General features: G+C 69.9%; 27 protein-coding genes and 2 tRNA genes. 25 read left to right on the top strand and 4 right to left on the bottom strand.

Features of this window, described 5'->3' with window-relative positions; all coding sequences use genetic code 11:
• Positions 1-46: 46 nt before the first annotated feature.
• From QTI33_RS25140 to QTI33_RS25105, 8 genes are all read left to right on the top strand, one after another.
• Positions 47-1,825: a nitrite/sulfite reductase gene (locus QTI33_RS25140; protein WP_286509085.1), complete on the top strand. Its 1,779-nt coding sequence runs from the start codon at positions 47-49 to the stop codon at positions 1,823-1,825.
• Positions 1,826-1,880: 55 nt separating this feature from the next.
• Entirely contained in the window at positions 1,881-2,300 is a 420-nt protein-coding gene (locus tag QTI33_RS25135) for a DUF934 domain-containing protein (protein ID WP_286509084.1), read from the top strand.
• Entirely contained in the window at positions 2,297-2,917 is a 621-nt protein-coding gene (locus tag QTI33_RS25130) for a phosphoadenosine phosphosulfate reductase domain-containing protein (RefSeq protein ID WP_286509083.1), read from the top strand. Before QTI33_RS25135 ends, QTI33_RS25130 begins: the two co-directional genes overlap by 4 nt.
• A gap of 45 nt (positions 2,918-2,962) precedes the next feature.
• Positions 2,963-3,916 carry a sulfate adenylyltransferase subunit CysD gene (gene cysD, locus QTI33_RS25125; protein ID WP_286509081.1) on the top strand — a complete coding sequence of 318 codons (954 nt, stop codon included), beginning with the start codon at positions 2,963-2,965 and terminating at the stop codon, positions 3,914-3,916.
• A complete protein-coding gene (locus QTI33_RS25120; RefSeq protein ID WP_286509080.1) occupies positions 3,916-5,253 on the top strand; it encodes a sulfate adenylyltransferase subunit 1 in 1,338 nt (445 codons plus the stop codon). The genes cysD and QTI33_RS25120 overlap by 1 nt, the downstream gene beginning before the upstream one ends.
• 43 nt (positions 5,254-5,296) lie before the next feature.
• Positions 5,297-5,626, top strand: a complete 330-nt coding sequence (fdxA, locus tag QTI33_RS25115; protein WP_158719560.1) for a ferredoxin FdxA — start codon at positions 5,297-5,299, stop codon at positions 5,624-5,626.
• Positions 5,584-6,648 carry an NAD(P)/FAD-dependent oxidoreductase gene (locus QTI33_RS25110; protein ID WP_286509079.1) on the top strand — a complete coding sequence of 355 codons (1,065 nt, stop codon included), beginning with the start codon at positions 5,584-5,586 and terminating at the stop codon, positions 6,646-6,648. Before fdxA ends, QTI33_RS25110 begins: the two co-directional genes overlap by 43 nt.
• Positions 6,649-6,725: 77 nt before the next feature.
• Complete coding sequence (locus QTI33_RS25105) at positions 6,726-7,313, top strand: phosphatase PAP2 family protein (RefSeq protein ID WP_286509078.1); 588 nt, start codon at positions 6,726-6,728, stop codon at positions 7,311-7,313.
• A 109-nt stretch (positions 7,314-7,422) separates the two neighbouring features.
• Here the strand turns inward: QTI33_RS25105 and QTI33_RS25100 are convergent, their stop codons facing one another.
• A complete protein-coding gene (locus tag QTI33_RS25100) occupies positions 7,423-7,659 on the bottom strand; it encodes a hypothetical protein (protein WP_286509077.1) in 237 nt (78 codons plus the stop codon).
• A gap of 508 nt (positions 7,660-8,167) precedes the next feature.
• Here QTI33_RS25100 and QTI33_RS25095 point away from each other — a divergent pair.
• Positions 8,168-9,499 carry a purine-cytosine permease family protein gene (locus tag QTI33_RS25095; protein ID WP_286509075.1) on the top strand — a complete coding sequence of 444 codons (1,332 nt, stop codon included), beginning with the start codon at positions 8,168-8,170 and terminating at the stop codon, positions 9,497-9,499.
• On the opposite strand, the gene thiD is transcribed toward QTI33_RS25095, so the two are convergent.
• Positions 9,444-10,289, bottom strand: a complete 846-nt coding sequence (gene thiD, locus QTI33_RS25090) for a bifunctional hydroxymethylpyrimidine kinase/phosphomethylpyrimidine kinase (protein ID WP_286509074.1) — start codon at positions 10,287-10,289, stop codon at positions 9,444-9,446. The two genes, QTI33_RS25095 and thiD, sit on opposite strands and share 56 nt — an antisense overlap.
• A gap of 47 nt (positions 10,290-10,336) precedes the next feature.
• Between thiD and QTI33_RS25085 the strand changes: the two genes are divergently transcribed.
• From QTI33_RS25085 to QTI33_RS25050, 8 genes are all read left to right on the top strand, one after another.
• On the top strand, positions 10,337-11,437 hold the full coding sequence (locus QTI33_RS25085; RefSeq protein ID WP_286509073.1) for an FAD-dependent oxidoreductase: 1,101 nt from the start codon (positions 10,337-10,339) through the stop codon (positions 11,435-11,437).
• Positions 11,434-11,631, top strand: a complete 198-nt coding sequence (thiS, locus tag QTI33_RS25080) for a sulfur carrier protein ThiS (protein WP_286509072.1) — start codon at positions 11,434-11,436, stop codon at positions 11,629-11,631. The genes QTI33_RS25085 and thiS overlap by 4 nt, the downstream gene beginning before the upstream one ends.
• Positions 11,632-11,641: 10 nt before the next feature.
• A complete protein-coding gene (locus tag QTI33_RS25075; RefSeq protein ID WP_286509071.1) occupies positions 11,642-12,460 on the top strand; it encodes a thiazole synthase in 819 nt (272 codons plus the stop codon).
• The gene (locus QTI33_RS25070) at positions 12,457-13,377 is read left to right on the top strand and encodes a thiamine phosphate synthase (RefSeq protein ID WP_286509070.1); all 921 of its coding nucleotides are present in this window, start codon (positions 12,457-12,459) and stop codon (positions 13,375-13,377) included. Before QTI33_RS25075 ends, QTI33_RS25070 begins: the two co-directional genes overlap by 4 nt.
• Positions 13,378-13,445: 68 nt before the next feature.
• Positions 13,446-13,521, top strand: a tRNA-Asn gene (locus tag QTI33_RS25065).
• Between the two features lie 210 nt (positions 13,522-13,731).
• Positions 13,732-13,807 (top strand) — tRNA-Asn (locus QTI33_RS25060).
• A gap of 91 nt (positions 13,808-13,898) precedes the next feature.
• Entirely contained in the window at positions 13,899-14,426 is a 528-nt protein-coding gene (locus QTI33_RS25055; protein WP_444814889.1) for a thermonuclease family protein, read from the top strand.
• A 213-nt stretch (positions 14,427-14,639) separates the two neighbouring features.
• Complete coding sequence (locus QTI33_RS25050) at positions 14,640-14,876, top strand: hypothetical protein (RefSeq protein ID WP_286509068.1); 237 nt, start codon at positions 14,640-14,642, stop codon at positions 14,874-14,876.
• 15 nt (positions 14,877-14,891) lie between these two features.
• Here the strand turns inward: QTI33_RS25050 and QTI33_RS25045 are convergent, their stop codons facing one another.
• Positions 14,892-15,389 carry an ABC transporter ATP-binding protein gene (locus QTI33_RS25045; RefSeq protein WP_286509067.1) on the bottom strand — a complete coding sequence of 166 codons (498 nt, stop codon included), beginning with the start codon at positions 15,387-15,389 and terminating at the stop codon, positions 14,892-14,894.
• Positions 15,390-15,590: 201 nt separating this feature from the next.
• Here QTI33_RS25045 and QTI33_RS25040 point away from each other — a divergent pair, with 201 nt between their 5' ends.
• Complete coding sequence (locus tag QTI33_RS25040; RefSeq protein WP_286509066.1) at positions 15,591-15,929, top strand: hypothetical protein; 339 nt, start codon at positions 15,591-15,593, stop codon at positions 15,927-15,929.
• Between the two features lie 37 nt (positions 15,930-15,966).
• Positions 15,967-16,566 (top strand): DUF2939 domain-containing protein, encoded by a 600-nt coding sequence (locus tag QTI33_RS25035; RefSeq protein ID WP_286509065.1) that lies wholly within the window; start codon positions 15,967-15,969, stop codon positions 16,564-16,566.
• A 7-nt stretch (positions 16,567-16,573) separates the two neighbouring features.
• On the opposite strand, the gene QTI33_RS25030 is transcribed toward QTI33_RS25035, so the two are convergent.
• Positions 16,574-18,718 (bottom strand): ATP-binding protein, encoded by a 2,145-nt coding sequence (locus tag QTI33_RS25030; RefSeq protein WP_286509064.1) that lies wholly within the window; start codon positions 18,716-18,718, stop codon positions 16,574-16,576.
• Positions 18,719-18,903: 185 nt separating this feature from the next.
• Between QTI33_RS25030 and QTI33_RS25025 the strand changes: the two genes are divergently transcribed.
• The 6 genes from QTI33_RS25025 to bcsB all read left to right on the top strand — a co-directional run bounded on the left by QTI33_RS25025 (position 18,904) and on the right by bcsB (position 26,062).
• Entirely contained in the window at positions 18,904-19,908 is a 1,005-nt protein-coding gene (locus QTI33_RS25025) for a diguanylate cyclase domain-containing protein (RefSeq protein WP_286509063.1), read from the top strand.
• Between the two features lie 83 nt (positions 19,909-19,991).
• Positions 19,992-20,465 (top strand): cellulose biosynthesis protein BcsD, encoded by a 474-nt coding sequence (bcsD, locus tag QTI33_RS25020; RefSeq protein WP_286509062.1) that lies wholly within the window; start codon positions 19,992-19,994, stop codon positions 20,463-20,465.
• The gene (locus QTI33_RS25015; RefSeq protein WP_286509061.1) at positions 20,462-20,845 is read left to right on the top strand and encodes a hypothetical protein; all 384 of its coding nucleotides are present in this window, start codon (positions 20,462-20,464) and stop codon (positions 20,843-20,845) included. The genes bcsD and QTI33_RS25015 overlap by 4 nt, the downstream gene beginning before the upstream one ends.
• Positions 20,827-21,639, top strand: a complete 813-nt coding sequence (bcsQ, locus tag QTI33_RS25010; RefSeq protein ID WP_286509060.1) for a cellulose biosynthesis protein BcsQ — start codon at positions 20,827-20,829, stop codon at positions 21,637-21,639. Before QTI33_RS25015 ends, bcsQ begins: the two co-directional genes overlap by 19 nt.
• Positions 21,636-23,792, top strand: a complete 2,157-nt coding sequence (bcsA, locus tag QTI33_RS25005) for a UDP-forming cellulose synthase catalytic subunit (RefSeq protein ID WP_286509059.1) — start codon at positions 21,636-21,638, stop codon at positions 23,790-23,792. Before bcsQ ends, bcsA begins: the two co-directional genes overlap by 4 nt.
• Positions 23,789-26,062: a cellulose biosynthesis cyclic di-GMP-binding regulatory protein BcsB gene (gene bcsB / locus QTI33_RS25000; protein ID WP_286509058.1), complete on the top strand. Its 2,274-nt coding sequence runs from the start codon at positions 23,789-23,791 to the stop codon at positions 26,060-26,062. The genes bcsA and bcsB overlap by 4 nt, the downstream gene beginning before the upstream one ends.
• Positions 26,063-26,075: the final 13 nt, after the last annotated feature.

The raw sequence follows: 26,075 nt of genomic DNA, 5'->3' as shown, positions 1-26,075 counted from the left end.
GCTTTGACGTGCGGTGGACGCGCCGCCTTCCAGCAACTGACACACGATGTACCAATACACTGATTTCGACCGCCAGTTCGTGCACCTGCGTGCCGCGCAATTCCGCGACCAGTTGGAGCGATGGCAGAGCGGCAAGCTCGCCGAGGACGAGTTCCGTCCCCTGCGCCTGCAGAACGGCTGGTACGTCCAGCGCTACGCGCCGATGCTGCGCGTGGCCGTGCCCTACGGCGAACTCTCGAGCCGCCAGCTGCGCGTGCTGGCGAAGATCGCCCGCGAATACGACGAGCCCGAAGTCGAGGTCTACAAGAACGCGCTGGCCACGCAAGGCAAGCTCGGCACGCACAAGCTGCCGACCCACTACGCCCACTTCACGACCCGCCAGAACGTCCAGTACAACTGGATTCCGCTCGCCAAGTCGGCCGACGTGATGGACCTGCTGGCCTCGGTCGACATGCACGGCATCCAGACCAGCGGCAACTGCATCCGCAACATCACGAGCGACGAGCGCGCCGGGATCGCGGTCGACGAGATCGCCGACCCGCGCCCCTTCGCCGAGATCATGCGGCAGTGGAGCACGCTGCACCCCGAGTTCGCCTTCCTGCCGCGCAAGTTCAAGATCGCGATCACGGGCTCGACCGAAGACCGCGCCGCGACCGGCTGGCACGACGTCGGCCTGCACCTGCGCAAGAACGAGGCCGGCGAGCTCGGCTTCCGCGTGCAGGTGGGCGGCGGCATGGGCCGCACGCCGATCATCGGCACCGTGCTGCGCGAGTTCCTGCCCTGGAACCAGATCATGAATTACCTCGAAGCGGTGATCCGGGTCTACAACCGCTACGGCCGGCGCGACAACATCTACAAGGCGCGCATCAAGATCCTGGTCAAGGCCGAGGGCCAGCGCTACATCGACGACGTCGAGGCCGAGTACAAGCAGGTCATCGAACACGACGGCGCGCCGCACACCATCACCCAGGCCGAGCTCGACCGCGTGAGCGCCTCCTTCGTGCCGCCGCAACTCGCCACCCGCGTGTTCCGCAGCGCCGAGGCCACCGATGCCGACCTGCGCGCCCAGGCGGCCGACGACGTCATGTTCGCGCGCTGGCTGGCGCGCAACGTGGCGCCGCACCAGAACCCCGCGCTGCGCGCCGTCACGCTGTCGTTCAAGCGCCGCCTGCAGGCGCCCGGCGATGCCTCGGCCGACCAGCTCGACACCGCCGCCCGCCTGGCCGACCGCTTCAGCGCCGGCGAGGGCCGCGTCACGCACGACCAGAACCTGCTCCTGCCCTGGGTGCATGCCGAAGACCTGCACGCGCTGTGGCTCAATGCCCGCGAGGCCGGCTTCGCCAGCGCCAACGTGCACCTGCTGACCGACATGATCGCCTGCCCCGGCGGCGACTTCTGCGCCCTGGCCAACGCGCGCTCGATCCCGATCGCCGAAGCCATCACCGAGCGCTACCAGGACCTCGACGAACTCGACGACCTCGGCGAGATCGACCTGCACATCAGCGGCTGCATCAACTCCTGCGGCCACCACCACAGCGGCCATATCGGCATCCTCGGCGTCGACAAAGACGGCAAGGAGTGGTATCAGGTCACGCTCGGCGGCTCCGACGGCTCGCTGCTCAGCGGCGCGCCGCAGGCCGGCAAGGCGGTCGGCCCGTCGTTCTCGGCGGCCGAAGTGCCCGACGTGATCGAGGCCGTGCTCAACACCTACCGCGACACCCGCGAGCCCGGCGAAACCTTCATCGACGCGCTGCGCCGGGTCGGCCCCGAGCCCTTCAAGGCCGCCGCCAACGGTGCCCGCTTCAAGGTCGAGGTGACCGCATGAGCCGCCCGGCCGCCCCGAAGGCGAATACCGTAGCGCGCAGCGCGGAGGTTTCCGAATGAACAAGACCCTGACACTGATCGCCGCCGAGGACCACGTCGACAACGGCGACCCGACCGTGCTGCAGCTGGCCAACGATGCCGATCCGCTGGCGATCGAGGTCTGCCTGGACGACGTCGAGCGCATCGACCTCGACTTCCCGAAATTCACCGACGGCCGCGCCTACAGCCAGGCCTTCCTGCTGCGCCGCCGCCTGGGCTTCAAGGGCGACATCCGCGCCACCGGCGACGTGCTGATCGACCAGCTGGTGCAGATGCAGCGCACCGGCTTCTCGAGTGCCGTGCTCAAGGAAGGCGTCGACGCCTCCGCCGCCCAGCGCCAGTTCGACCGCTTCGCCGCCTTCTACCAGGGCGACGCGGTGCAGGCGGCGCCGCATTTCGTCGCGGCACCCGAGACTGCATCGGAGCCTTCGGCATGAGCCTCGACCTCGCACGCATCAACACTGAACTCGGCCGCAACGCCGAAGGCCTGGTGGACTGGGCCGTCGGCCTTGGCCAGCCGACCATCGTCACCACCAATTTCCGCCCCTTCGAGGCCGTGATCCTGCACATGGTGGCGCGCGCCAGGCCCGATGTGCCGGTGATCTGGATGGACAACGGCTACAACACCGAGGCCACCTACCGCTTCGCCGACGAGGTGACGAAGCTGCTGGGCCTGGACCTGCACATCTACCTGCCGCGCCGCTCGCGGGCGCACCGCGAAGCGGTGGAGGGGCCGACGCCGGCACTCGACGATCCGCGCCACGCCGCCTTCACCGAAGAGGTCAAGCTGGAGCCCTTCGCCCGCGCACTGCGCGAGACGGCACCGAAGGTCTGGTTCACCGCGCTGCGGGCCACCGACACCGCCGTGCGCGCGCAGATGGACCCGGTCAGCGTCAATCCGGACGGCCTGATCAAGGTCGCGCCGCTGCTGCACTGGTCGTCGAAGGAGCTGTACGCCTACTGCGAGGCGCATGGCCTGCCCAACAACTTCGACTACGTGGACCCGACCAAGGGCGAAGACAACCGCGAGTGTGGACTGCATCTCGCGCACTGAACGCCAACGCCCGACCGACTCCCCGCCTGCAAGACCCCCCACCCGATGAACGCCCGAACCGAACCCGACCTGCTGTTGTCGACCGCACAGACGCTGGCCCACCTGTCCAACACCCAGCTCGACGCCCTGGAAGAAGAGACCATCTTCATCCTGCGCGAGGTCGCGGCCTCCTTCGAGCGGCCGACCCTGCTGTTCTCGGGCGGCAAGGATTCGCTGGTGCTGCTGAAATGCGCCGAGAAGGCCTTCGGCGCGGGCCGCATCCCGTATCCGCTGCTGATGATCGACACCGGCCACAACTTCCCCGAGGTGACCGCCTTCCGCGACCAACGCGCCCAGGAGCTCGGTGCCGAGCTGATCGTGCGCAACGTCGAGGATTCGATGAAGCGCGGCACGGTGCGCCTGGCCCACCCGGGCGAATCGCGCAACGTGCACCAGTCGGTGACGCTGCTCGAGGCGATCGAGGAGTTCCGCTTCGACGCCCTGATCGGCGGCGCCCGCCGCGACGAGGAGAAGGCACGTGCCAAGGAGCGCATCTTCTCGCACCGCGACAGCTTCGGCCAATGGCAGCCCAAGGACCAGCGGCCCGAGCTGTGGACCCTGTTCAACACGCGGCTCGCACCGGGCGAGCATTTCCGCGTCTTCCCGATCTCGAACTGGACCGAACTCGACGTCTGGCAGTACATCGAGCGCGAGCGCATCGCCCTGCCCTCGATCTACTACACGCACAAGCGCGAGGTGGTCGAGCGCCGCGGCCTGCTGGTGCCGGTGACCGCGCTCACGCCGCCGCGCGACGGCGAGCAGGTCGAGGTGCGGGACGTGCGCTTCCGCACCGTCGGCGACATCACCTGCACCTGCCCGGTCGACAGCCTGGCGGCCGATGCCGGCGACGTGGTGGTCGAAACGCTGGCGGCCGACGTCAGCGAACGCGGCGCGACCCGCATGGACGACAAGACCTCCGAAGCCTCGATGGAAAAGCGCAAGAAAGACGGTTACTTCTGATGACGATCGCGACCCCCTCCCCGGCGTCCACCGCCCTTCACGCCGAGACCGGCGCCGCCCTGCGCTTCATCACCTGCGGCAGCGTCGACGACGGCAAGAGCACCCTCATCGGCCGCCTGCTGGTCGACAGCAAGACCGTGCTGCAGGACCAGCTGGCCGGCGTGCAGCGCGGCGGCGAGACCGACCTGGCGCTGCTCACCGACGGCCTCTCGGCCGAGCGCGAGCAGGGCATCACGATCGACGTCGCCTACCGCTACTTCTCGACTGCGCACCGCAAGTTCGTGATCGGCGACGCGCCCGGCCATGAGCAGTACACGCGCAACATGGTCACGGCCGCATCGAGCGCCGACGCCGCCGTGGTGCTGGTCGACGCCACCAAGCTGGCCTGGGCCGCCGAAGTGGGCGACGGCGAGGTGGTCCGGCGCGAGCTGCTGCCGCAGACCCGCCGCCACACGCTGCTGTGCCATCTGCTGCGCGTGCAGTCGATCGTCTTCGCGGTCAACAAGCTCGATGCCATCGACGACGCCGAGCTGGCCTTCGAGCGCATCTCGGAGGCGCTCGCGAATTTCGCCGAAGCGGCCGGCGTCGAGGTCAAGGCCACGGTGCCGATCTCGGCCCTCAAGGGCTGGAACGTGGCCTCGCGTCATCCGGCCTGGGCCGGCTACGAAGGGCCCAGCCTGCTCGAGCTGCTCGAGCAACTGCCGGTCACGGCGCAGGACGAGGCCGTGCCCTTTGCCTTTCCAGTGCAGTGGGTCGAGAAGTTCTCGGCCTCGGCCGACACCTCGCGCGGCCGCCGCGTGTTCTGGGGCCGGGTCGCCAGCGGCCACATCGAGCCCGGCCAGCGCATCACCGTGCTGCCGAGCAACCAGCACGCCACGGTGGCGCAGGTGCTGAACCACACGCGCGAGCCCAAGGCCGTGCATGCCGGCCACAGCGCCGGCATCGTGCTCGACCGCGAACTCGACGTCTCGCGCGGCGACTGGCTGCTGGCGCCCGACGCCTTCGAGCCGGTGCGCGAGATCACCGCCACGGTGGCCTGGCTCGACGACGAGCCGCTGGTCGCCGGCCGGGTCTACTGGGCGCTGCAGGGCCACCGCTGGGTCAAGGCCAAGGTGGCGCGCATCATCGACCGCGTGAACATCACCACCCTCGACGCCGAGCCGACCGACCAGCTGGAGGCCAACGCCATCGGCGACGTGGTGCTGTCGCTGCAGCAGCCGCTGGCCGTGCTGCCCTTCACCCAGTCGCGCACCTTGGGCTCGCTGATCCTGGTCGATACCGCCTCGCACCGGACCTCCGCCGCGGTGCTCGTGCGGCCTGCCGCCACAAAGGCCTAAAATTCGGGGTTTTCCCGATCATTCCCTTCCGCTTGCCAAGAAAATGACCCACGTCGTCTCCGAATCCTGCATCCGCTGCAAATACACCGATTGCGTCGACGTCTGTCCGGTCGACTGCTTCCGTGAAGGGCCGAACATGCTGGTGATCGATCCCGACGAGTGCATCGACTGCGCGGTCTGCATCCCCGAGTGCCCGGTGAACGCGATCTACGCCGAGGAAGATTTGCCGGCCAACCAGCTGGCCTTCATCAAGCTCAACGCCGAGCTGGCGCTGGCCGACGGCTGGAAGAGCATCACCAAGCGCAAGCCGGCGCTGCCCGACGCCGAAGAGTGGAAAGACAAGACCGACAAGATCGGGGAGTTGGTGCGCTGAGCACGCAGGCAGCCCTGATCGAAACCGATGCGCTGATCATCGGCGCGGGCCCGGTCGGGCTGTTCCAGGCCTTCCAGCTCGGCCTGCTCGAGATTTCCTGCCACATCGTCGACGCCCTGCCGCGCGCGGGCGGCCAGTGCGTGGCGCTGTACGGCGACAAGCCGATCTACGACATCCCGGGCACGCCGGTCACGACCGGCCGCGGCCTGGCCGACGCCCTGCTGCAGCAGATCGCGCCCTTCAAGCCGCAATTCCACTTCGACGAGCAGGTCGCGACGCTGGCCCGCCAGGACGACGGCCGGCTGCTGCTCGGGACCACGCGCGGCCATGCCTTCCTTTGCAAGACGCTGTTCATCGCCGCCGGCGTCGGCGCCTTCGTGCCGCGGCGCATCGCGGTCGAAGGCATCGCCGGCCTCGAAGGCACGCGGCTTTTCTACCACCCCGACACGCTCGAACGCTTCGCCGGCCAGTCGGTGATCGTCCACGGCGGCGACGATGCCGCGCTGGACACCGCGCTGGCGCTGCTGCCGCTGGCCAGTGCGGTCACGCTGCTGCATCGGCGCGACGTCTTCCAGGCCGAGGAGGCCACGGTCGCGGCCGTGCACGACCGCATCGCCGCCGGTGCCCTGCGGCTCCAGGTCGGGCAGCCGGTCGGTTTCGACCCCGCCCATCTCCAGGTCGCCACGCCGGACGGGCAGACGGTCGCGTTGCCCTTCGACAGCCTGGTCGGCTGCCTGGGCATCTCGCCGCGGCTCGGGCCGATCGCCGACTGGGGCCTGGCGCTGGAGCGCAAGCAGTTGCCGGTCGACACCGAGAAGTACCAGACGCAGGAGCGCGCGGTCTTCGCCGTCGGCGACATCAACACCTACCCCGGCAAGAAAAAGCTCATCGTCTGCGGCTTCCACGAGGCCACGCTGGCGGCCTGGGGCGCGGCGGCGATCGTGTTTCCCGACAAATCCATTCCGCTGCAGTACACCACCACCAGCACGCGGCTGCACACCCTGCTCGGCGTCGCCCACTGAGATCCGATCGAAGCCTGAACCGGACGTGAACGGCACGTTCATGATGGGGACACCCGCGGGCCTTAGGATCGCCTGCCATGCAGGCCGTCAACATCTCTCTTTTTCAATGGCTCGCAGCGGGCCCTGCGCCCGACGCGCACCTTCTCTGGCTTGCGGCGCTGCTGGCCGAGGGAACCTCCTGGCTCTGCCTGGCGCTGCTGGCCGTGGCCGCATGGCGGCAGCCGGCCCAACGTGGCTACGCCATGGCGACCCTGGCCGCCGCCGCCGCCGCCGCGCTGGCGGCGCATGCGCTGGCCGGCGCCCTCAACCTCCCCAGGCCCTTCGTGGCGGGCCTGAGCCCGAACTACATCGCCCACGGCGCCCGCGGCGCGCTGCCGAGCGCGCATGCGAGCGTGATGTTCACGCTGGCGCTGGTGCTGTGCCTGCGCCCGGCCCTGCGAACGCTCGGCCTCGCGGTGTTCGCGATCGCCCTGGTCACGGGCTGGGCCCGCATCTACGTCGGCGCCCATTTTCCGTTCGACATCGCAGCCGGGCTCGCGCTGGGGGTCGTGATCACGGCGCTGTTCTGGGTGCTGGGTGTCGTCGTGCGCCGCATCGTCGTGCCGCTGGTCGCGCGCGACGATGCGCGCTCGGCGGCGAAGCCCACCGGCTCCCCCGCCGCCTGACGCGGGGCTCGCGCGAAAGCGGCCTTCCACCGATCGCGAAACGGAAGACCGCAAGCTCGCGCTGCGCGGGCTGCCGCACGACGAGATGTCGGCCGACTGTTCTTGGCCATCATGGGAAGCTCAAGTCCAAACCGAGCATGCTGCCAAGGCCGAAGGCGAGGAGCGAAAGGCCCAGGAGCGACAGCACGAAGACTGCGGCCACCTTGCCGCCCGTGCGTAGCACCGCGCTCTGCTTGTCCTTCCCCTTCTTCCCTCGCTCATAGTGCCACTTGATGGCGAAGAACATGCCCGTGCCGAACACGAGAACCTTGAACGCGATGAAGACGATAGGGACCCAATCCATCATTTCGAGTATTTCCAGGGCGATGACTTGACACCATCGAGAGCGACGCGCCGGTGATGACGCGGCAGCCTTCGGTGAATTGATTCGACCTCAGTTGTCGGGCTCTATTCTTGCGCGTGAACGGGGTTGCGGCAGCACGTGCCACAGCCCAAGGGTGCGCGATGACGGCTCTGTGCTGGACCGAGCGGAGTTCCGCTCTGGGCCGAATTCTGCCCCACGGCTTGAAGTCCGCCGAACCTGGCCGCATCAGGCCTAAAATGGGCGTTCGCTAGGGGTGCTGCGTCGGCTTGCCGGCTTGGCTGAGAAAAAAACCCTTTGAACCTGTCCGGTCGATCGTCTTCGCTGCGCACCGCCGTGCACGAAGTGACGGCCGGAGTCCCACGACGTGTAGTTGGTGGGCCTGAGGTAATCCTCGCGCAGGGAAGCTGGTCCGGCGGCCGCCGCGTTGTCTCGCGCGGCGGTCAGGTCGCCGGCCTCGCCCACCTGCCACACACTTGCATGGAGCAAATGGATGGCAAACACAACCCGTGAACAGGCTGCGGCCAACGAGGCGCTGACGCCGCTGGGCGAATCGCATCGCGTCTTCCTGTGGCGCGACCACATGGCGCTCTGGTTCAGCCTGGGCGTCGGCCTGCTCGTGATGCAGATCGGCGCCTACCTGGTGCCCGCAGTCGGCACCCGCGACGCGATGCTGGCGATCGTGCTGGGCTCCTGCATCGGCGCCGGCCTGCTCGCCTGGACGGCCCGCGTCGGCTGCGAAAGCGGCCTGGCCAGCGCCGGGCTCATGAACGCCACCTACGGCAGCGCCTTCGCGCGGCTGCCGGTGGTGCTCAACATCGTGCAGCTCATCGGCTGGACCACCTTCGAGTTGGTGATCATGCGCGAGGGCACCCAGGCCATCGGCGCGCAGGCTTTCGGCTGGTCGCTCGGCGGCCCGCTGGGCACCGTGCTGACGACGCTGCTGTGGGGCGCCGTGCTGCTGGCCTTGCTGGCCGGTTCGATGGTCAAGCTGGTGCGGCGCTTCGTGAGCCGCTTCGGCCTGCCGCTGGTGGTGCTCTCGCTGGCCTGGCTGAGCTGGCAGTTCGCGGCCCGGCTCCACGCCAAGGGACTGGAGGCTTTCTGGACCCGCCCCGGCGACGGCTCGATGGGCATGTTCGGCGCGCTCGACCTGGTGATCGCCATGCCCGTCTCCTGGCTGCCGCTGGTGGCCGACTACGCACGCCACGGCAAGCGCAGCACGGGCGGCCTGGGCGGCGCCTTCAGCGGCACCTGGATCGGCTATGTGCTGGCCAACATCTGGTGCTACGCGCTCGGCGTGATGGTCGTCAGCGTGGCCGAGCCCGGCACCGACCTGGTCGCGGCCCTGCTGCTGGCCCAGGGCGGCCTGGTCGCACTCGGCCTGATCCTGATCGACGAGCTCGACAACGCCTACGGCGATGTCTATTCAGGCTCGGTGTCGGCCCACAGCCTGCAGCCGCGCTGGACGGTGCGCCGCTGGGGCCTGCTGCTGGCCGCGGTCTGCATCGGCTTCGCGCTGGTGCTGCCGATGCACACGCTCGAACCCTTCCTGCTGCTGCTGAGTTCGGTCTTCGTACCGCTCTACGGCGTGATCCTCGGCCGGCTCGGGACCGGCAACGCGCCGGTACCGCTGGACAGCCGCCGCGTGGACCTGGCCGCGGCCGCCATCTGGATCGGCGGCATCGCGGTCTACCACGCCTGCGCCGCCTGGGCGCCGCAGTGGGGCTCGGCGCTGCCGACCCTGGCCATCACCTTCGTGCTGGCCCTGGTCACACGCCCGGCACAGGCAGGCGGACGCTCGGCACTGGCGCAAAGCCGTGGTTGAGGGGGCCGTGACCCGCTCCGACCTGCATGTCCGCGCCCGCCGCCATGGCGGCGACGACATAGCCGCGGGCCCGTTCCACCGCCTCGGGCAGCCCATGGCCGAGCGCCAGGTGGGCGGCGATCGCCGACGACAGCGTGCAACCCGTGCCATGCAGGTTGCGGCTCCGGATGCGGGCCGAAGACAGCTGCAGCCGCTCGCCGTCGGCCTCGGCCAGCAGGTCGACCACGTCGTTGCCCGGCAGGTGGCCGCCCTTGAGCAGCACCGCCCTGGCGCCGAGCGCGAGCAGTTCGGAGGCCGCGTCGTCGAGCGCACCGACGCCGTCGATCGGATGGCCGATCAGCAGCGCCGCCTCGTCGAGGTTGGGCGTGACGACGACCGCGCGCGGGAACAGTTCGCGCACCAGCACGGCCACCGTCTCGGCGGCGATCAGCCGGTCGCCGCTGGTGGCGACCATGACCGGATCGAGCACCACGTTGGGCAGTTGGTAATGATCGATGGCCCAGGCCACCACCTCGACGATCTCGGGCGCGTGCAGCATGCCGAGCTTGACGGCGTCGACGCCGATGTCCTCGACCACCGCCTGGATCTGCGCCTTCAGGAAGGCCGGCGGCACGCCGTGGATGCCCGACACGCCGAGCGTGTTCTGCGCCGTCAGCGCGGTGATCGCGGTCATCCCGTAGCAGCCGAGGGCCGAGAAGGTCTTCAGGTCGGCCTGGATGCCGGCGCCGCCGCCGCTGTCGGAGCCGGCGATCGAGAGCACGCGCGCGTAGCGGGAAAATGCAGAGGTCATGTTGAAAATTATCGGCCACGCACGCCATGGCCCACGCTGAACCCGTGATGAGCCCGTCCCAAGAATTCCCTTTCCGCTCCGCGGCCGTGCTCGGCGCCGGGCTCATGGGCCGCCTGCTCGCCCTGGCGCTGGCCCGGGCCGGCTGCGAGATCGACCTCTACGACGCCGGCGGCCCGCAGGCCGAGGGCGCCGCCGCCCGCGTCGCGGCCGCGATGCTCGCGCCGCTGGCCGAATCGGCCGTGGCGCCGCCCTCGGTCGTGCGCATGGGCCATCACGCGCTCGAGCGCTGGCCGACGCTGATCGCCTCGCTCGCCGCCCCGGTGTTCTTCCAGCGCGAAGGCACGCTGGTGCTGTGGCACCGCCAGGACGCCGCCGAGGCCGCACGGCTGCGCCGCGTGCTGGAGCGCACCGGCGAGCTGGTGCCGGAGCTGCCCGCGATGCGCACCCTGGATGCCGCCGGCATCGAGGCCCTCGAACCCGCGCTGGGACGGCGCTTCGCGCAGGCGCTGCTGCTGCCCGACGAAGGCCAGCTCGACAACCGCGCCTTGCTCGACGCCCTGCTGGCCACCCTGCAGGCGCAGCCGAAGGTGCGCCTGCACTGGCAGGCGCCGCGCGCGTCCGACGACTTCGCGCCCGGCGCCGCCGGCCAGCCCGAGCGCGTGATCGACTGCCGCGGCCTCGGCGCCAGGCCGCAATGGAACGCGCTGCGCGGCGTGCGCGGCGAAGTGATCCGGGTCCATGCGCCCGAGGTCACGCTGCGGCGGCCGACCCGGCTGGTGCATCCGCGCTACCCGATCTACATCGCGCCCAAGCCCGATCACCTGTTCGTCATCGGAGCCACCGAGATCGAGTCGGACGACCTGTCGCCGGCCAGCGTGCGCTCCACGCTCGAACTTCTGAGCGCCGCCTATGCGGTGCACAGCGGCTTCGCGGAAGCACGCATCGTCGAGATCGCGACCCAGTGCCGCCCGACCCTGCCCGACAACCTGCCGGCCGTGCGCACGTTGCGCCCGCACGTGATGCAGGTCAACGGCCTCTATCGCCACGGCTTCATGATCGCGCCGGCGATCCTCGACGTCGCGCTGGAGCTGCTGGCCACGGGCCGGTCGGCGTTGGCCGCCCGCTTCGGCCTCGCAACCCACCCATGAACCTGCTGATCAACGACCAACCCCACCAGCTGCCGACGGGCGCGACGCTGTCGGACGCGCTCGCGCTCATCGAGGCCAAGCCGCCGTTCGCCGTCGCCGTCAACCGCCAGTTCGTGCCACGCTCGAACTATGGCGCCCACCTGCTGCAGGCCGACGACCGCATCGAAGTGATCCGCCCCGTGACGGGCGGCTGAGGACCACACCATGACACCGATTCCCGCCAACGATCCGCTCGTGCTCTACGGCCAGAGCTTCGACAGCCGGCTGCTGCTCGGCACCGCGCGCTACCCCTCGCCCGACGTGCTCGAGGCGGCCGTGCGGCGCGCCAAGCCTGCCATGCTCACCGCCTCGCTGCGCCGCCAGACCGCGACGGCGGGCGGCGCCGGCAGCGACAACGGCTTCTGGGACCTGCTGCGGCGCCTGGGGGTGCCGGTGCTGCCCAACACGGCCGGCTGCCACAGCGTGCAGGAGGCCATCGCCACCGCGCAGATGGCGCGCGAGCTGTTCGACACGCCCTGGATCAAGCTCGAGCTGATCGGCGACGACTACACGCTGCAGCCCGACACGCTGAACCTGGTCGACGCCGCCGCGCAGCTGATCCGCGACGGCTTCCAGGTGCTGCCCTATTGCACCGAGGACCTGGTGCTGTGCCAGCGCCTGGTCGACGTCGGCTGCCAGGCCGTGATGCCGTGGGCGGCGCCGATCGGCACCGGCCGCGGCCCGGTCAACCCCTACGCCTTGCAGGTGCTGCGCGAGCGGCTCGCTGTGCCGCTGCTGGTCGACGCCGGGCTCGGCCTGCCCTCGCATGCCTGCCAGGTGATGGAATGGGGCTACGACGGCGTGCTGCTGAACACCGCGGTGGCGCTGGCGCAGGACCCGGTCGCGATGGCGGGGGCCTTCGCCGACGCGGTGCAGGCCGGGCGCTCGGCGCACCATGCCGGCGCCATGGCGGCGCAGGATTCGGCCCAGCCCAGCACCCCGGTGCTGGGCACGCCCTTCTGGCATCACGCAGCTTCCCAATGACCGCCATGACCGACGCCTCCACCATCGCTCGGGCCATCGTGGCGGCCCACGCCGCGCGCTTCGGCGCGACGGGCGACGCCGCGGATTCGTTCACGTCCGACGACCCGATCTACCGCGGCGCCAAGCAGGCCTGCGGCACGCTGGGCTTCATCGACATCGACGCCGAATGCCTGGCGCGCGCATGGCAGGCCCAGAGCGAGCGCAACGGCCGCTTCGACGCCGAGGCCTGGCCCGACACTCCGGCCGATTTCGGCCTGCGCGCCTTTCCGCCGACGCGCCGCGACGACTCTTTTCCGCCCTGCCCCGAGAAGCTCGGCCTCTATGCGGTGCTGCCCGATGCCCGATGGGTCGGCCGCATGGCGCGCGCGGGCGTGCCGACGGTGCAGCTGCGCTTCAAGTCGGACGATGCCGGCGCCATCGAGCGCGAGGTGCAGGCGGCCGTCGAGGCGGTGCGCGGCACCGGCGCCCTGCTCTTCATCAACGACCACTGGAAGCACGCCATCGCCGCGCGGGCCTACGGCCTGCATCTGGGCCAGGAAGACCTCGACGCGCTGGCTCCCGCAGACTTGCGGACGATCCGCGACGCCGGCATCCGCCTCGGCGTCAGCACCCACGGCTACGCGGAAATGCTGCGCGCCGACCGCGCAAGCCCGAGCTACCTCGCGATGGGCGCGGTCTACCCGACCACGCTCAAGCGGATGGCGACCGCGCCGCAAGGCGTGGCGCGCCTGGCTGCGTATGCGCGGCTCATGCGGGGCTATCCGCAGGTCGGCATCGGCGGCGTCGATGAAGCGCGCATGCCCGAAGTGCTGGCCACGGGCGTCGGCTCGGTGGCCGTGGTGCGCGCGCTGGTGGCCGACCCGCAGCCCGAGGAGGCGGCAAGTCGGCTGATGGCGATCTGCAACCGCGCCACCTGAGGCACCGCCGCAGGATGCCGGGCTTCTTCCGAAGAGGGCCAAAAACCGCGCTATAATCTAAGGCTTGTTCCTCGATAGCTCAGTCGGTAGAGCGCCGGACTGTTAATCCGTAGGTCCCTGGTTCGAGCCCAGGTCGAGGAGCCAGAATCAAGCCGCAGTGAACCTGTTTTCCGGCGGCAAAAACAACAAGAGCTTCAGCTCTGCATTCGGCCTCCACGGCGAGCTTCGAGTGCCTCTACAGAACGCGCCCAGGTCGGCGCGTTTTTTTTCGCTTCGGCGACCTCACTTTTGTAGCGCGCTGCGTGCGTGCCTCGAAATTCGGCCCATTCACTCGATATATAATCTGAGGCTTGTTCCTCGATAGCTCAGTTGGTAGAGCGCCGGACTGTTAATCCGTAGGTCCCTGGTTCGAGCCCAGGTCGAGGAGCCAGAATGTGCCGCAAGGCCACTGGATGCCCCGCTACTCAAAAGGTAGCGGGGCATTTTCCTTTGGGGTGCCGATCCAGCAACCCGCTCCGTCGATGCGCCGCCTTTTCTTCGCCCTCTTCCTCGCCCTTCCTTTCGCCCTCCACGCCGCGCCGCGCACCTGCCTGGTCGTCGGCGTCACCGATGGCGACACGCTGACGGCGCGCTGTCCGAGGCCAGGCGGCTACGAACGGCTGAAGGTCCGCCTCGATGCCATCGACGCGCCCGAGAAACGCCAGGCTTTCGGCGCCCGCGCGAAGCAAGCCCTGTCGCGCCTGGTGTTCGCGAACGAGGTCGAGCTCGACTGCGCCAAGACCGACCGCTACGACCGCGCGGTGTGCAGCGTTCGGGTCGCGCCGGCGTCGGCGCCGCAGGGTCCGAAGACACTGGACGCCGGACTGGCGATGCTCACGCTGGGCATGGCCTGGTGGTACCGCGCCTATGCCGACGAGCAGGCCCCCCAGGCCCGCGGCCAGCATGAATTCGCCGAGGCCGAAGCAAGGGCGAAGAAGATCGGGCTGTGGCGGGACCCCCGCCCGGTCCCGCCGTGGGAATGGCGCAGGACAGAGCGCGACGGGCACTGACCCGCGGCGCTTCATCGATCCGGATGCAGGCCCCGGCAGCGACGTTCAGCGCCGCCGCACCCCGGTGAGATTCCGGTCGGCTGCCGGCCGCTGGGAGGCCCACAGTCAGGTTCCGCATCGCACAATTCCGCCATGCCCTCTGCGTCCATCGAACTCTCGCCCCAGCCACTGGCAGCCCCGCGGTCGCGGCCTGCCCATCTCATGCGCCCGCCCATGGCTCGGCTCGCCGCCGGGACCGGACGCTGGCGACCCCGGGTCTCGCGCTACCGCATCGTCGTGATGGTCGTCTTCGCGATGGTGGTCCTGGCTGTCGGCTGGTCCGACCAGCATTTGCCCGCCGCAGCCGTCGTCGTCGTCGGATCGGCCGCGGTCAGCCTCTGGGTCCTGACGCTGCTCGGCTCGCTCGGCATCGGTCCGGTCGCCGCCATCCGGGACGCCATCCGGCGCTGACCGACCCGACCCGTTTCAGAAGCTCCTGCTGTAGGCCAGGAAGGCCGCCGCCGTCCCGAGCAGGCCGAACTGGATCGAGTCCCTGGGCGTGATCCGCCAGCCGATCGCCGGAATCGCGGCCACGCCCCAACCGTCGTGGTTGAACGGAACCTTGCGCTCGTACTTGCCCTTGTAGCCATACAGCAGGCCGCCCGTGAGCTTGACGAAGAGCTCCGGCACCCCGAACAGCCCGTCGAAGCGCCAGCCGACATAGGCATACGCGCAAGGATCGCCGAAGGAATTGCTGAACGCGGCGGCGCCCCACACGGGTCCATCGAACGTGCCGCGTTCGAGGCCCACCATCACGACCTGCTCGTGATCCGCATCGTTGCGCCAATGCAGTGCGAAGGGCGCGATCATCGCCTCTCGGTAGCCGGTATTGGAAAGCGTGTCGGAACCCGTCTGCCCTGCCCGCACCGGGGCAGCCAACAAGACGCAAAGGGCGCAGCCCACCCACGCATGAGTGCCGTTCATTGAAATCCTCCCTGGATTTTTCTCCGATCAAAATAGACCGTTCAGATATAACGATCGACTTGTCGATTTCGATTATTGGGAAATTCCCGTAAGAAAATAGGCTGCGGCTGAGGACTCGCTCCCCGCCTGTCGGACGCGGCGCAGTGGATCCGTCGAGCCTGGCCTACGCCGGCGCCGGCCGGGCAGCACCAGGATTCGGGCATGCGCACATCTCACCTTGCAGCGCTGGGCGTGGCCGCATGCTGTGCCGCCGCCCTCGCCCAGACCCCCAAGCTGCCCTTGAAGAGCGACGACAGCGGCACGCTCTACGTCGAACCCAACGTCTCCCCGACCGAGAAGTCGATGGAGTCGAAGGGCGCCACCGTCGGTGCCGAGCGCCCCGACGGCAGCGCCAAGTACATCGGCGTCGACACCACCGGGACCCGGCCGACCTATTCGCTCGGCGGCAGCACGGCCGGCGATCTGTCTTATTCCGCCGGCGTGTTCTCGGACGGCAAGGAAAAAAAGGGCGTGAAAGCCGGCGTGACCCTCAAGTACTGACGCGCGACGAGCGCACGTCGATGGGCAGAATCAGGGGATGAAGAAATCCCAACGCCTGGCTGCGGCCGGCCTCGCCCTGCTGCTCCTGCTGGCCGGCGCCGGCTACTGGTACCTGTCACCCTTTCTCGCCGTGCGCCAGCTCCAGGACGCCGCGCAGCGCGGCGACGCCGACACCTTCAACGCCCACATCGACTATCCCCGGCTGCGCGAAAGCCTCAAGGCACAGCTGACGGCCCTGCTGGCGCAAAAGCTCGGGGCGCCGAAGGACGGCGGCAGTCCGTTGGCCGCGCTCGGCAATGTGATCGGCTCCAGCCTGGTCAATCCACTGGTGGACTCGATGGTGCGGCCGGAAACGGTGATGGCTGCCATGCAGAACGGCCGCCTCGGCCGCAGCGCGCCCGAGCCGGCGCCGCCGGCCCCAGGCAGCGCTCCTGCAGACAGCGCCGCGCCGCAGCCGAAGAAGGCGCGCTGGCACATCGAACGCCAGGGCGCCAGCCGGATTACCGCCTACGCCGTCGACCCGGCCCGGCCCGACGAGCCGGACAGCGAGCGCCTCGGCCTGGTGTTCGAGCGCAGCGGCTTCGCCGACTGGAAGCTCACCGACCTCCGGCTGCCGGCCTCCGCCTTCAGAAAGTAGGGCACGCTCAATCGTCGACCACTTCCTCGAGCGCCGCGTCGACCCGCTCCACTTCCCGCTCCAGCAGTTCGGCCGCGGCGCGCACGGTGTCCCAGTCGCCCTGGCGCCACGCGTTCTCGACGTTCTTGGCCTGCCGCGCCGCCTGGTGCGCGCCGATGCTGGCCAGCGCGCCCTTGAGCGCGTGCACCTGCTCCTGCCCGGCGGTGGCGTCGCCGTCCCGCAGCGCCGCGGCGATCGCCGCGCGCCGCACCGCCATGTCGCTGCGCATCGCGACCGCGATCTCGCGCACCACGGCCAGGTCGCCGCCCAGCGTGCGCACCAGTTGCCGCATGTCGACCGCCGGCGGCAGCTCCGCCTCGGGCTCGAAGAGGTCCTCGATGCCCAGCTGCCCGGGGTCCCACGCGTCCCCCGCTTCGCGGCGCGCCGCCCGGGCCTCCTGGATGGCCTGGGCCAGCAGGGCCGGCGACACCGGTTTCGAGACATACGAATCCATGCCGGCGGCCAGGCAGCGCTCGCGGTCGCCGGCCATCGCGTGCGCGGTCAGCGCCACGACCGGCGTGTGCCCGCGCCGCGGCTCGGCGGCTTCCACGGCGCGGATCTGCGCCACGGCGTCGAGGCCGCTCAGCACCGGCATCTGCACATCCATCAGCACCAGGTCGAAGCGGCGCTCCCGCCAGCAGCGCACCGCCTCCTCGCCGTTGCGCGCCACGTGGAAGGTGCAGCCCATCTGCGTCAGCAGCTTGCGCATCAGCAGCTCATTGACTGCATGGTCTTCCGCCACCAGCACGTGCAGGCCCTGCAGGGTCACGACCTCGAGCGGGGCCGGTTCGGTCAGCACGCTCATCTCGTCGGCGGCGTGTTCGAACACCGCCGTGAAGCGAAAGGTGCTGCCCTCGCCCGGCCGGCTCAGCAGGTTCAGCGAGCCGCCCATCATCGACACCAGCCGGGCGCAGATCGCCAGGCCGAGCCCGGTGCCGCCATAGCGCCGCGTGATCGATGCATCGGCCTGCGTGAAGGCCTCGAAGATGTGCGCCTGCTTGTCCTGCTCGACCCCGATGCCGGTGTCGCGCACCGTGAACAGCAGGCGCAGCTGATCGCGCCGCAGCTCGCCCTGGTTGGGCGCCAGCCGCACGGTCACGGCGATGCGGCCGGCATCGGTGAACTTCACCGCGTTGGACACCAGGTTGGAGATCACCTGGCGCAGCCGCCCCGGGTCGCCCGCCACCTTCCACGGCACGTCCTCCGCGATCTCGATCTCGACCTTCAGGCCCTTCTTGGCCGCCGCCGGCCGGTGCAGCGCCACCGCCTCGCGCACCCAGCGGCCGACGTCGAAGCGCACCTGCTCGAACACCAGCTTGCCGGCCTCGATCTTCGACAGGTCGAGCACGTCGTTGAGCAGCGCCAGCAGCGAGGTGGCGGAGTTGTCGATCAGTTCCAGGTGCTGGCGCTGCTCCTCGTTCAGCGGCGACTGGTGCAGCAGCCGGGTCAGCCCCATCACGGCATTGAGCGGCGTGCGCACCTCGTGGCTCATGTTGGCCAGGAATTCGCTCTTGGCCCGGTTGCTGGCCTCGGCCTGGGCCCGGGCCTGCTCGATCTCGGCATGCATCGTGCGCCGGGCCGTGATGTCGGTGTTGAAGCCGGTCAGGCGCAAGGGTGCGCCCGCGGCATCGCGCTCGGTCACCATGCCGACGCTCTCGATCCAGATCCAGCCGTTGGCGCTCGAGACCCGGTGCTCTGCGATGTAGCGGTCGGCCTGGCCGCTCAGCGCATCCTTCAGGGCCTGGCGCACCAGCGGCAGGTCGTCCGGGTGGACCCGGGCCTCCAGGGCGCTCAGCTCCCAGCGGCGGTCCTCGACCTCTTCGCCGATCATCCGGCCCCAGCGGCGGCCGAGCAGCACCCGTCCGCCCGCCATGTCCCACTCCCACTGGGCCACGCGGGCCGCCTCGGCCACCATCAGGTGGCGCTTGGCGGCCACCAGCACCTTGTGCGAGGCGTCGAGCGCCTGGTCCTGCTCGCGCACCCGGGCCGCGAGCTTGTCGCGCTCGGCCGTGAGCGCCACCACGCGCCGGACCAGTTCGAGCTGGCGCTGCTGCGAGGCTTCCAGGCGCGCCAGCGCATCCTGCGGGTCGGCCCCCGGGGCCGGGTGTGTCATCTCGTCTGCTGCCATCCACGGGGCCTTTGTCGGGACATCGGGGCGAGCCCTGATAATGAACATGGGCCGCCTTCCGGGCGACCCCACGTCTTGCTGAAACTGTTCCAGGTCTCCATGGCACATCCGACGATCACCATCAAGCCCACCGCCGCCCGGCTCGCCCCGGCGTTCATCGTCCGATGAGTATGCCCGGGAATACGCGAGCCGAAGATCCGGACGACGGCGCGCAGGACACGGTCACCGTGCTGCTGGTCGACGACCAGGCCGTGATCGCGATGATGGTGCGCAAGATGCTCGCGGTCGACCCCGCGATCGAGGTCCATGTCTGCGCCCACGCCACCGAGGCCGTGGCCCGGGCGCGCGAGGTGCGCCCCACCGTGATCCTGCAGGACCTGGTCATGCCCGAGGCCAACGGCCTCGACCTGGTGCTGGCCTACCGCTCGATGCCCGAGACCCGCGACATTCCGATCATCGTGCTGTCCTCCAACGACGAGCCGGAGATGAAGCGATCGGCCTTCGCGATCGGCGCCAACGACTACGTGGTCAAGCTGCCGGAGCCGATCGAACTGATCGCCCGGATCCGCTACCACTCGCGCGCCTACATGGCCCTGGTCGAGCGCGACAACGCCTACCGGGCGCTGCGCCTGAGCCAGCAGAAGCTGCTGCTCAGCAACCTCGAACTGCAGCGGCTGACCAACTCCGACGGCCTCACGGGACTGCCCAACCGGCGCTCGTTCAACGACTACCTGGCACGCGCTTGGGCGACCTCGCAGAGCCAGGGGTCGCCGCTGTCGCTGTTAATGATCGACGTCGACTATTTCAAGAACTACAACGACCGCTTCGGCCACCTGGCGGGCGACGACGCGCTGAAATGCGTGGCCGAGGCGATCCGCAAGGCCCAGCCGGATCCGGCCTGCCTGCCGGCGCGCTTCGGCGGCGAGGAATTCGCCATGGTGCTGCCGGGCGTGACGGCCGCGCAGGCCGGCGCCATTGCCGAGACGCTGCGGCAGGAGGTCGAGCGGACGACGCTGCCGCACAAGGCGCCGGAGCCGACCTCGGTCACCGTCAGCGTCGGCACCGCCACGATGGTGGCGCCGCCCGACGCGACGCCGGACCTGCTCATCGCGGCCGCCGACGCCCGCCTGTACGAAGCCAAATGCGGCGGCCGCAACCGGGTCGTCGGCCACTGAACCCGAAATCGCATCCACACGACAGCCGGGCGCCGCTTTGTTGTCAATCCGCTGCAGCGCCGTGACAATCGAAGCCGTTGCCCATGACAGACAAAGACGCCCTCCTCAGCTACTACGAACGCCGTACATGCTCCGCCCAGTGGATGGAATTCAACCGGGCTTTCGCCGCCGAACTGAGCGCCGGCCTGCCGCCTGAGGACATCCGCCAGCTGTTCCGCCGGATCGGCGAGCGCATCGCGCTGGCGCTGCCGGTGGAGCGCTGCGATACCGTCGAGCAGCTGCGCGCCGCTTTCAACGGCCGCTGGGAGGCGATCGACTGGGGCTTCGCCACGCTGCACGAGCAGGACGACCACCTGCGCATCGTGCACGCCTGCAGCCCGCTGGCGATGGCCTTCGGGCCCGACGCCGAACCCTGGGCGGACGGCTTCTTCGAGGGTGCCTACCAGACCTGGTTCGCGGCCCAGGGCACACCGCCGGCGCTGCGGGTGCGGGCCGAAGCCGCGGCGGCGGACGGATCGCAACAGGTCGTGCTGCGGCTGGGCAGGGCCCAGCCATGAGCAACGACGATCGCGAAGCCGAGGACGTGGCGGGGCTGTTCCGCAAGTTCGGCGGCGACGCCAAGGGCTACAAGGAATTCGAGCCGGCGCCGGAAGTCGGCCAGCCCCAGGGCGCATGGACGCTGGTCCCGGGGTCGCCGGGTGCGCCGGCCGCGCCGGCAGCGGCCGTCACGGCGCCCGCACCCCGTGCCCCCGATCCGGAGCCCGCGGCAGCCGCACCGGCGCCGACGCCAGCGGGCCCCGCGCCCAGCGCGGTCGCGGCGTCGCCGGCCGGCGCGCCGCGCGAGCTCGACCTCCTTTTCGCCCGGCTGGCCGGCCAGCAGCAAGCGGCCTCCGAAGGCGGCCACGGGCTCATGTCCCGATGGCGCAAGCCCACCTGACGATGCCCGTGGTCGCGGTCATCGGTGCCAAGGGCGGCGTCGGCAAGACGACGGTGGCGGCAAATCTCGGCACCTCACTGGCGGAAGCGGGCCATCCGGTCCTGGCCATCGACCTCGATCCCCAGAACGCGCTGCGCTTCCACCTGGCCCTCGATCGCACGGCCTGCGAGTGCGGCCTGGCCGGCGCGCTGGCCGGACGCGCGAGCTGGGCCCAGGCGATGCAGCCGGGCCGGGGTGGCGTGGTGCTGCTGCCCTTCGGCGCGATCGACGACGAACACCAGATCGACCTCGAGCGCCAACTGGCCGACCATCCGGGCTGGCTGGCCGAGACGCTGGCGCGCTTCCGGCTCCCGCCCGAAACCCTGGTGCTGCTCGATACGCCGCCGGGGCCGTCGGTCTACCTGCAGCAGGCGCTGCGCGTGGCCCAGCTCGGCGTGGTGACGGTGCTGCCCGACGCCGGGTCCTTCGCCACGCTGCCGCTGGTCGACCGCATGGTCGACAAGTACTGCCGCGGCCGTCCCGATTTCATCGCCAGCGTCTGCATCGTCAACCAGGTCGACGCCGGCAAGCGCCTCAATCGCGACGTTCTGCAGGCGCTGCGCCAAGAGCTCGGCGACCGGCTGCTCGGCGTGGTCCACCAGGACCAGGCCGTGTGCGAGGCGCTGGCCAGCGCCACCGATGTGCGCCGCTACGCCCCCTTCAGCCAGGCCGCGGACGACTTCGTCCAGTGCGCGCGCCAGCTCCTCCGACGCCTCGCGCCACCGGCGCACCCCGCAGAGATCCGCCGACCATGACCACCCCCGCCGCGCCGCCTCCCCCGAGCCATCGGCTGCCCCGCTTCGTCGCCTGGGCCATCACGCTGGTGGTTCTGCCGATGATCGTCATCACGCCGCTGACCTTGCACCAGCAGCTCACGCTGTCGGTCGCGATCTTCATCGCCGCGCTGGTGCTGAACCGCTTCCCGGGCCGGATCCCGACGCTGGTGATGATCTTCCTGTCGGTCATCGTCTCGTCGCGCTACATGTACTGGCGCATCACCGAGACCATGTACATGGACAACCTGCTCGACCTAGTGCTGGGCAGCGGGCTCCTGATGGCCGAGATCTACGCCTTCGTGGTGCTGCTGCTGGGCTACATCCAGACCGCCTGGCCGCTGGAGCGCAAGCCGCATCCGCTGCCGGACGATCCACGCGACTGGCCGACGGTCGACGTCTTCATCCCGACCTACAACGAGCCGCTGTCGGTGGTGCGGCCGACGGTGCTGGCGGCCCAGTCGATCGACTGGCCGCCGGACAAGATCAACATCTTCGTGCTCGACGACGGCCGCCGCGAGGAGTTCCGGGTGTTCTGCGAAGGGGTCGGCGTCCACCACGTGACGCGCGACAACAACCGCCATGCCAAGGCCGGCAACATCAACGCGGCGCTGAAGAACACCAGCGGCGAATTCATCGCCATCTTCGACTGCGACCACACGCCGACGCGCTCCTTCCTGCAGATCGCGATGGGCTGGTTCGGCCGCGATCCGAAGCTCGGCATGGTGCAGACGCCGCACTATTTCTTCTCGGCCGACCCGTTCGAGAAAAACCTCGATACCTTCGGCACCGTGCCCAACGAGGGCGAGCTGTTCTACGGCCTGATCCAGGACGGCAACGACCTCTGGAACGCGACCTTCTTCTGCGGCTCCTGCGCGGTGCTGCGCCGCACGATCTGCGAGGAGGTCGGCGGCATCGCGGTCGAGACCGTGACCGAGGACGCCCACACCGCGCTCAAGATCCACCGCCGGGGCTACAACACGGCCTACCTGGCGCTGCCGCAGGCGGCCGGCCTGGCGACCGAGAGCCTGTCCGGCCACGTCGGCCAGCGCATCCGCTGGGCCCGTGGCATGACGCAGATCTTCCGGGTCGACAACCCGCTGCTCGGGCGCGGCCTGAACTGGGCCCAGCGCCTTTGCTACATCAACGCGATGCTGCACTTCCTGTACGGACTGCCGCGCATCATCTACCTCACGGCACCGCTGGCCTACCTGCTGTTCGGCGCCAGCGTAATCCACGCCTCGGCGCCGATGATCTTCGCCTATGCGCTGCCGCACCTGTTCCACGCCAACCTGACCAACAGCCGCATCCAGGGACGCTTCCGCTACCTGTTCTGGAACGAGGTCTACGAGGCGGTGCTGGCCTGGTACATCTTCCGCCCGACGCTGGTGGCGCTGATCAACCCCAAGCTCGGCAGCTTCAACGTGACGGCCAAGGGCGGCCTGATCCAGGAGCAGTACTTCGACACCGAGATCGCCAAGGCCAGCCTGTTCCTGCTGGCGCTCAACTTCCTCGGCGTCGCGGCCGGCCTCTGGCGCCTGACCTGGGTCGACGCCGACAACATCGCCACCGTCTGGCTCAACCTGGCCTGGACCGCCTACAACCTGATGATCCTGGGCGCCTGCGTGGCGGCGGCCAACGAGTCGCGCCAGGTGCGCGGCGCCCACCGGGTGACGCTCAACGTGCCGGCCACCCTGCATTTCGCGGACGGCCACTCGATGCGCTGCAACACCTTCGACTTCTCCAGCGGCGGACTGGGCCTCGAGCTGCCAGCGGAGATCGCGCTCGCCCAGGACGCGCCGCTGGAGGTGGCCTTGTACCGCGGCGAGACCGAATACCGCTTCCCGGCGACGGTGCGCTTCAACCGCGGCAAGCGCCTGGGCTTGCAGTTCGGCGCGCTCGACTTCGCGCAGGAGCGCGCGCTGGTCCAGTGCACCACCGCCCGCGCCGACATCTGGGCCGCGCGCTGGGGCAACCACCCGCGGGTGCCGGCCCACCGCGTGATCGGCCACATCGCGCGCATCAGCCTGATCGGCTTTCGCGACATGTTCGGCCACTACGCGCGCGCCGCCGGCCGCAAACTGCGCCCGGCCCCGGCCGCGCCGCGCACCGCCAACGCAAAGGAACCTACGTGACATCGGCGCTTCATCGGAAACAGGCGGGCGCGATCGCGCTGGCCTTGCTGGCCTGGGCCGGCGGCTCGGCGCTGGCGCAGGGCAAGCCCGCGGCCTCCACGCCCGCGGCGCCCGGCCTGCCCGCCATCGCGCAGCCGGCACCCCCTGCCGGCACGACACGCGAACTGACGCTGACCCAGCTCGGCGTCGACTACGCGATCAACCTGCGCGGCATCAGCGGCACGGTCGGCATCCCGTTCAGCGTCCGGGCCGACGAGCTGGTCACCAGCGCGGCGCTCAAGCTCAACTACGCCTATTCGCCGGCGCTGATCCCGGAGCTGTCCCACATCAAGGTCAGCGTCAACGACGTGCTGGTGACCACGCTGCCGGTGGTGCGCGGCGAAGCCGGCAAGCCCCAGAGCGCCGAGATCCCGATCGACCGGCGGCTGATCACCGACTTCAACCGCATCAACATCGAACTGGTCGGCCACTACACGCGCGAATGCGAGGACCCGGTGCACAGCAGCCTGTGGGCCACGGTGGATGCCTCGAGCACGCTGCGCCTCAACGTCGTGCCGCTCAAGGTGGCGTCCGACCTCGGCAGCCTGCCGCAGCCCTTCTTCGACCGCCGCGACGTCCGCCGCGCCAGCATCCCCTTCGTGTTCGGCAACGCCGCCGGCACGCCGACCCTCGAAGCCGCGGGCATCGTCTCGTCCTGGTTCGGCGGCCTCGCCGGCTACCGCGGCGCGGTGTTCCCGGTCAGCAACGGCGAACTCCCGGCTGCCCATGCGGTCGTGTTCGCCACGCCCGAGACCACCATCGACGGCCTCAGCCTGCCGCCGATCCAGGGCCCGACCCTCAGCGTGGTCGACCATCCGCGCGACGCCACCCACAAGCTGCTGCTGGTGCTGGGCCGCAATCCCGCCGAGCTGCGCACCGCGGCCGCGGCGCTGGCGGTCAACAGCCGGGTCTTCACCGGCGGCACGGCGACGGTCAGCAACTTCCAGGAACCGCCGGCGCGCCGGCCCTACGACTCGCCGCGCTGGCTCGCCGACGACCGGGCGGTGAAGCTCGGCGAACTGGCGCCGGTGGCCGACTTCTCGGTCGCGGGCTATGCGCCCGACGTGGTCAAGGTCAACCTGCAGCCGGCGCCCGACCTGTTCACCTGGCGCAGCCGCGGCTACCCGCTCGACCTGCGCTTCAACTACACGCCGCGGGTGCGGGCCGACCAGTCGACCCTCAACCTGAGCCTTAACGAGAGCTTCGTCGCCTCGCTGCCGCTGCGGGCGGCCAATCCGGCCGGCGAACACTGGTGGAACCAGTTCCTGCTGCCGCTGCTGCCCGACGGCACCGTGTCGCAGAGCAAGAGCCTCCATTTGTCGCCGCTGGTGGTGGGCTCGCGCAGCCAGCTTCGCATGCACTACTACTTCGAGCCGCAGGCGAGCGACTGCAAGCCGCTGCTCGACAACGTGCGCGGCAACATCGACCCGGCCTCGACCATCGACGTCTCGGGGCTGCCGCACTACATCGCGATGCCCGAACTCGCGGCCTATGCCAACAGCGGCTTCCCCTTCTCCCGCCTGGCCGACCTGGCCGACACCGTGGTCGTGCTGCCCGACCAGCCCGAGGCCAGCGACGTCGAGACCTACCTGGCCTTGCTCGGTCACCTGGGCAACGCCACCGGCTATCCGGCGCTCAGGCTCACGCTCGGGCGCGCGGCCAATGTCTCGCAGTGGGCCCAGAAGGACCTGCTGGTCCTCGGCAGCCTGCAGAGCCAGCCGCTGTTCACCCAATGGGCCGACCGGATGCCGCTCAAGCGAAGCGCGGAAGCCAAGCAGTTCCACCTGGGCAGCTGGATCGACGACACGCTCGACCTGATCACCGGCACCCGCCAGCGCGAGGACCTGCCCGCCACGACCCGGATGACGGTGGCCGAGGACGGCACCGATGCCGTGTTGGCCGGCTTCGAGTCGCCGCTGCAGAAGGAGCGCAGCGTGGTGGCGGTGGTCGCCACCGCGGCCTCGCAGCCGGCGCTGCTGAACGCGCTGATGAGCCCGAGCCTGGTGCGCGACATCCAGGGCAGCACCGCCTTCGTGCGCGGCACCCAGGTCAGCAGCCTGCTGGCCGGAGGCACCTACTACGTCGGCCGCCTGCCGCCGGTGATGTGGCTGCAATGGACCCTGTCGCGCAGCCCGCTGCTGCTGGCGGCGGCGGTGGTGGCGCTGGCCTTCATCGGTGCCGTGGCGGCCTACCTCAGTCTTCAACTGCGCGCCCGCCGTCGGCTGCGCTGACACGGCCTCGAAA

This window comes from Variovorax davisae, from assembly GCF_030316845.1.
Taxonomy (GTDB): domain Bacteria; phylum Pseudomonadota; class Gammaproteobacteria; order Burkholderiales; family Burkholderiaceae_C; genus Variovorax; species Variovorax davisae.
This window is presented reverse-complemented; position numbering and strand designations above follow the sequence as displayed.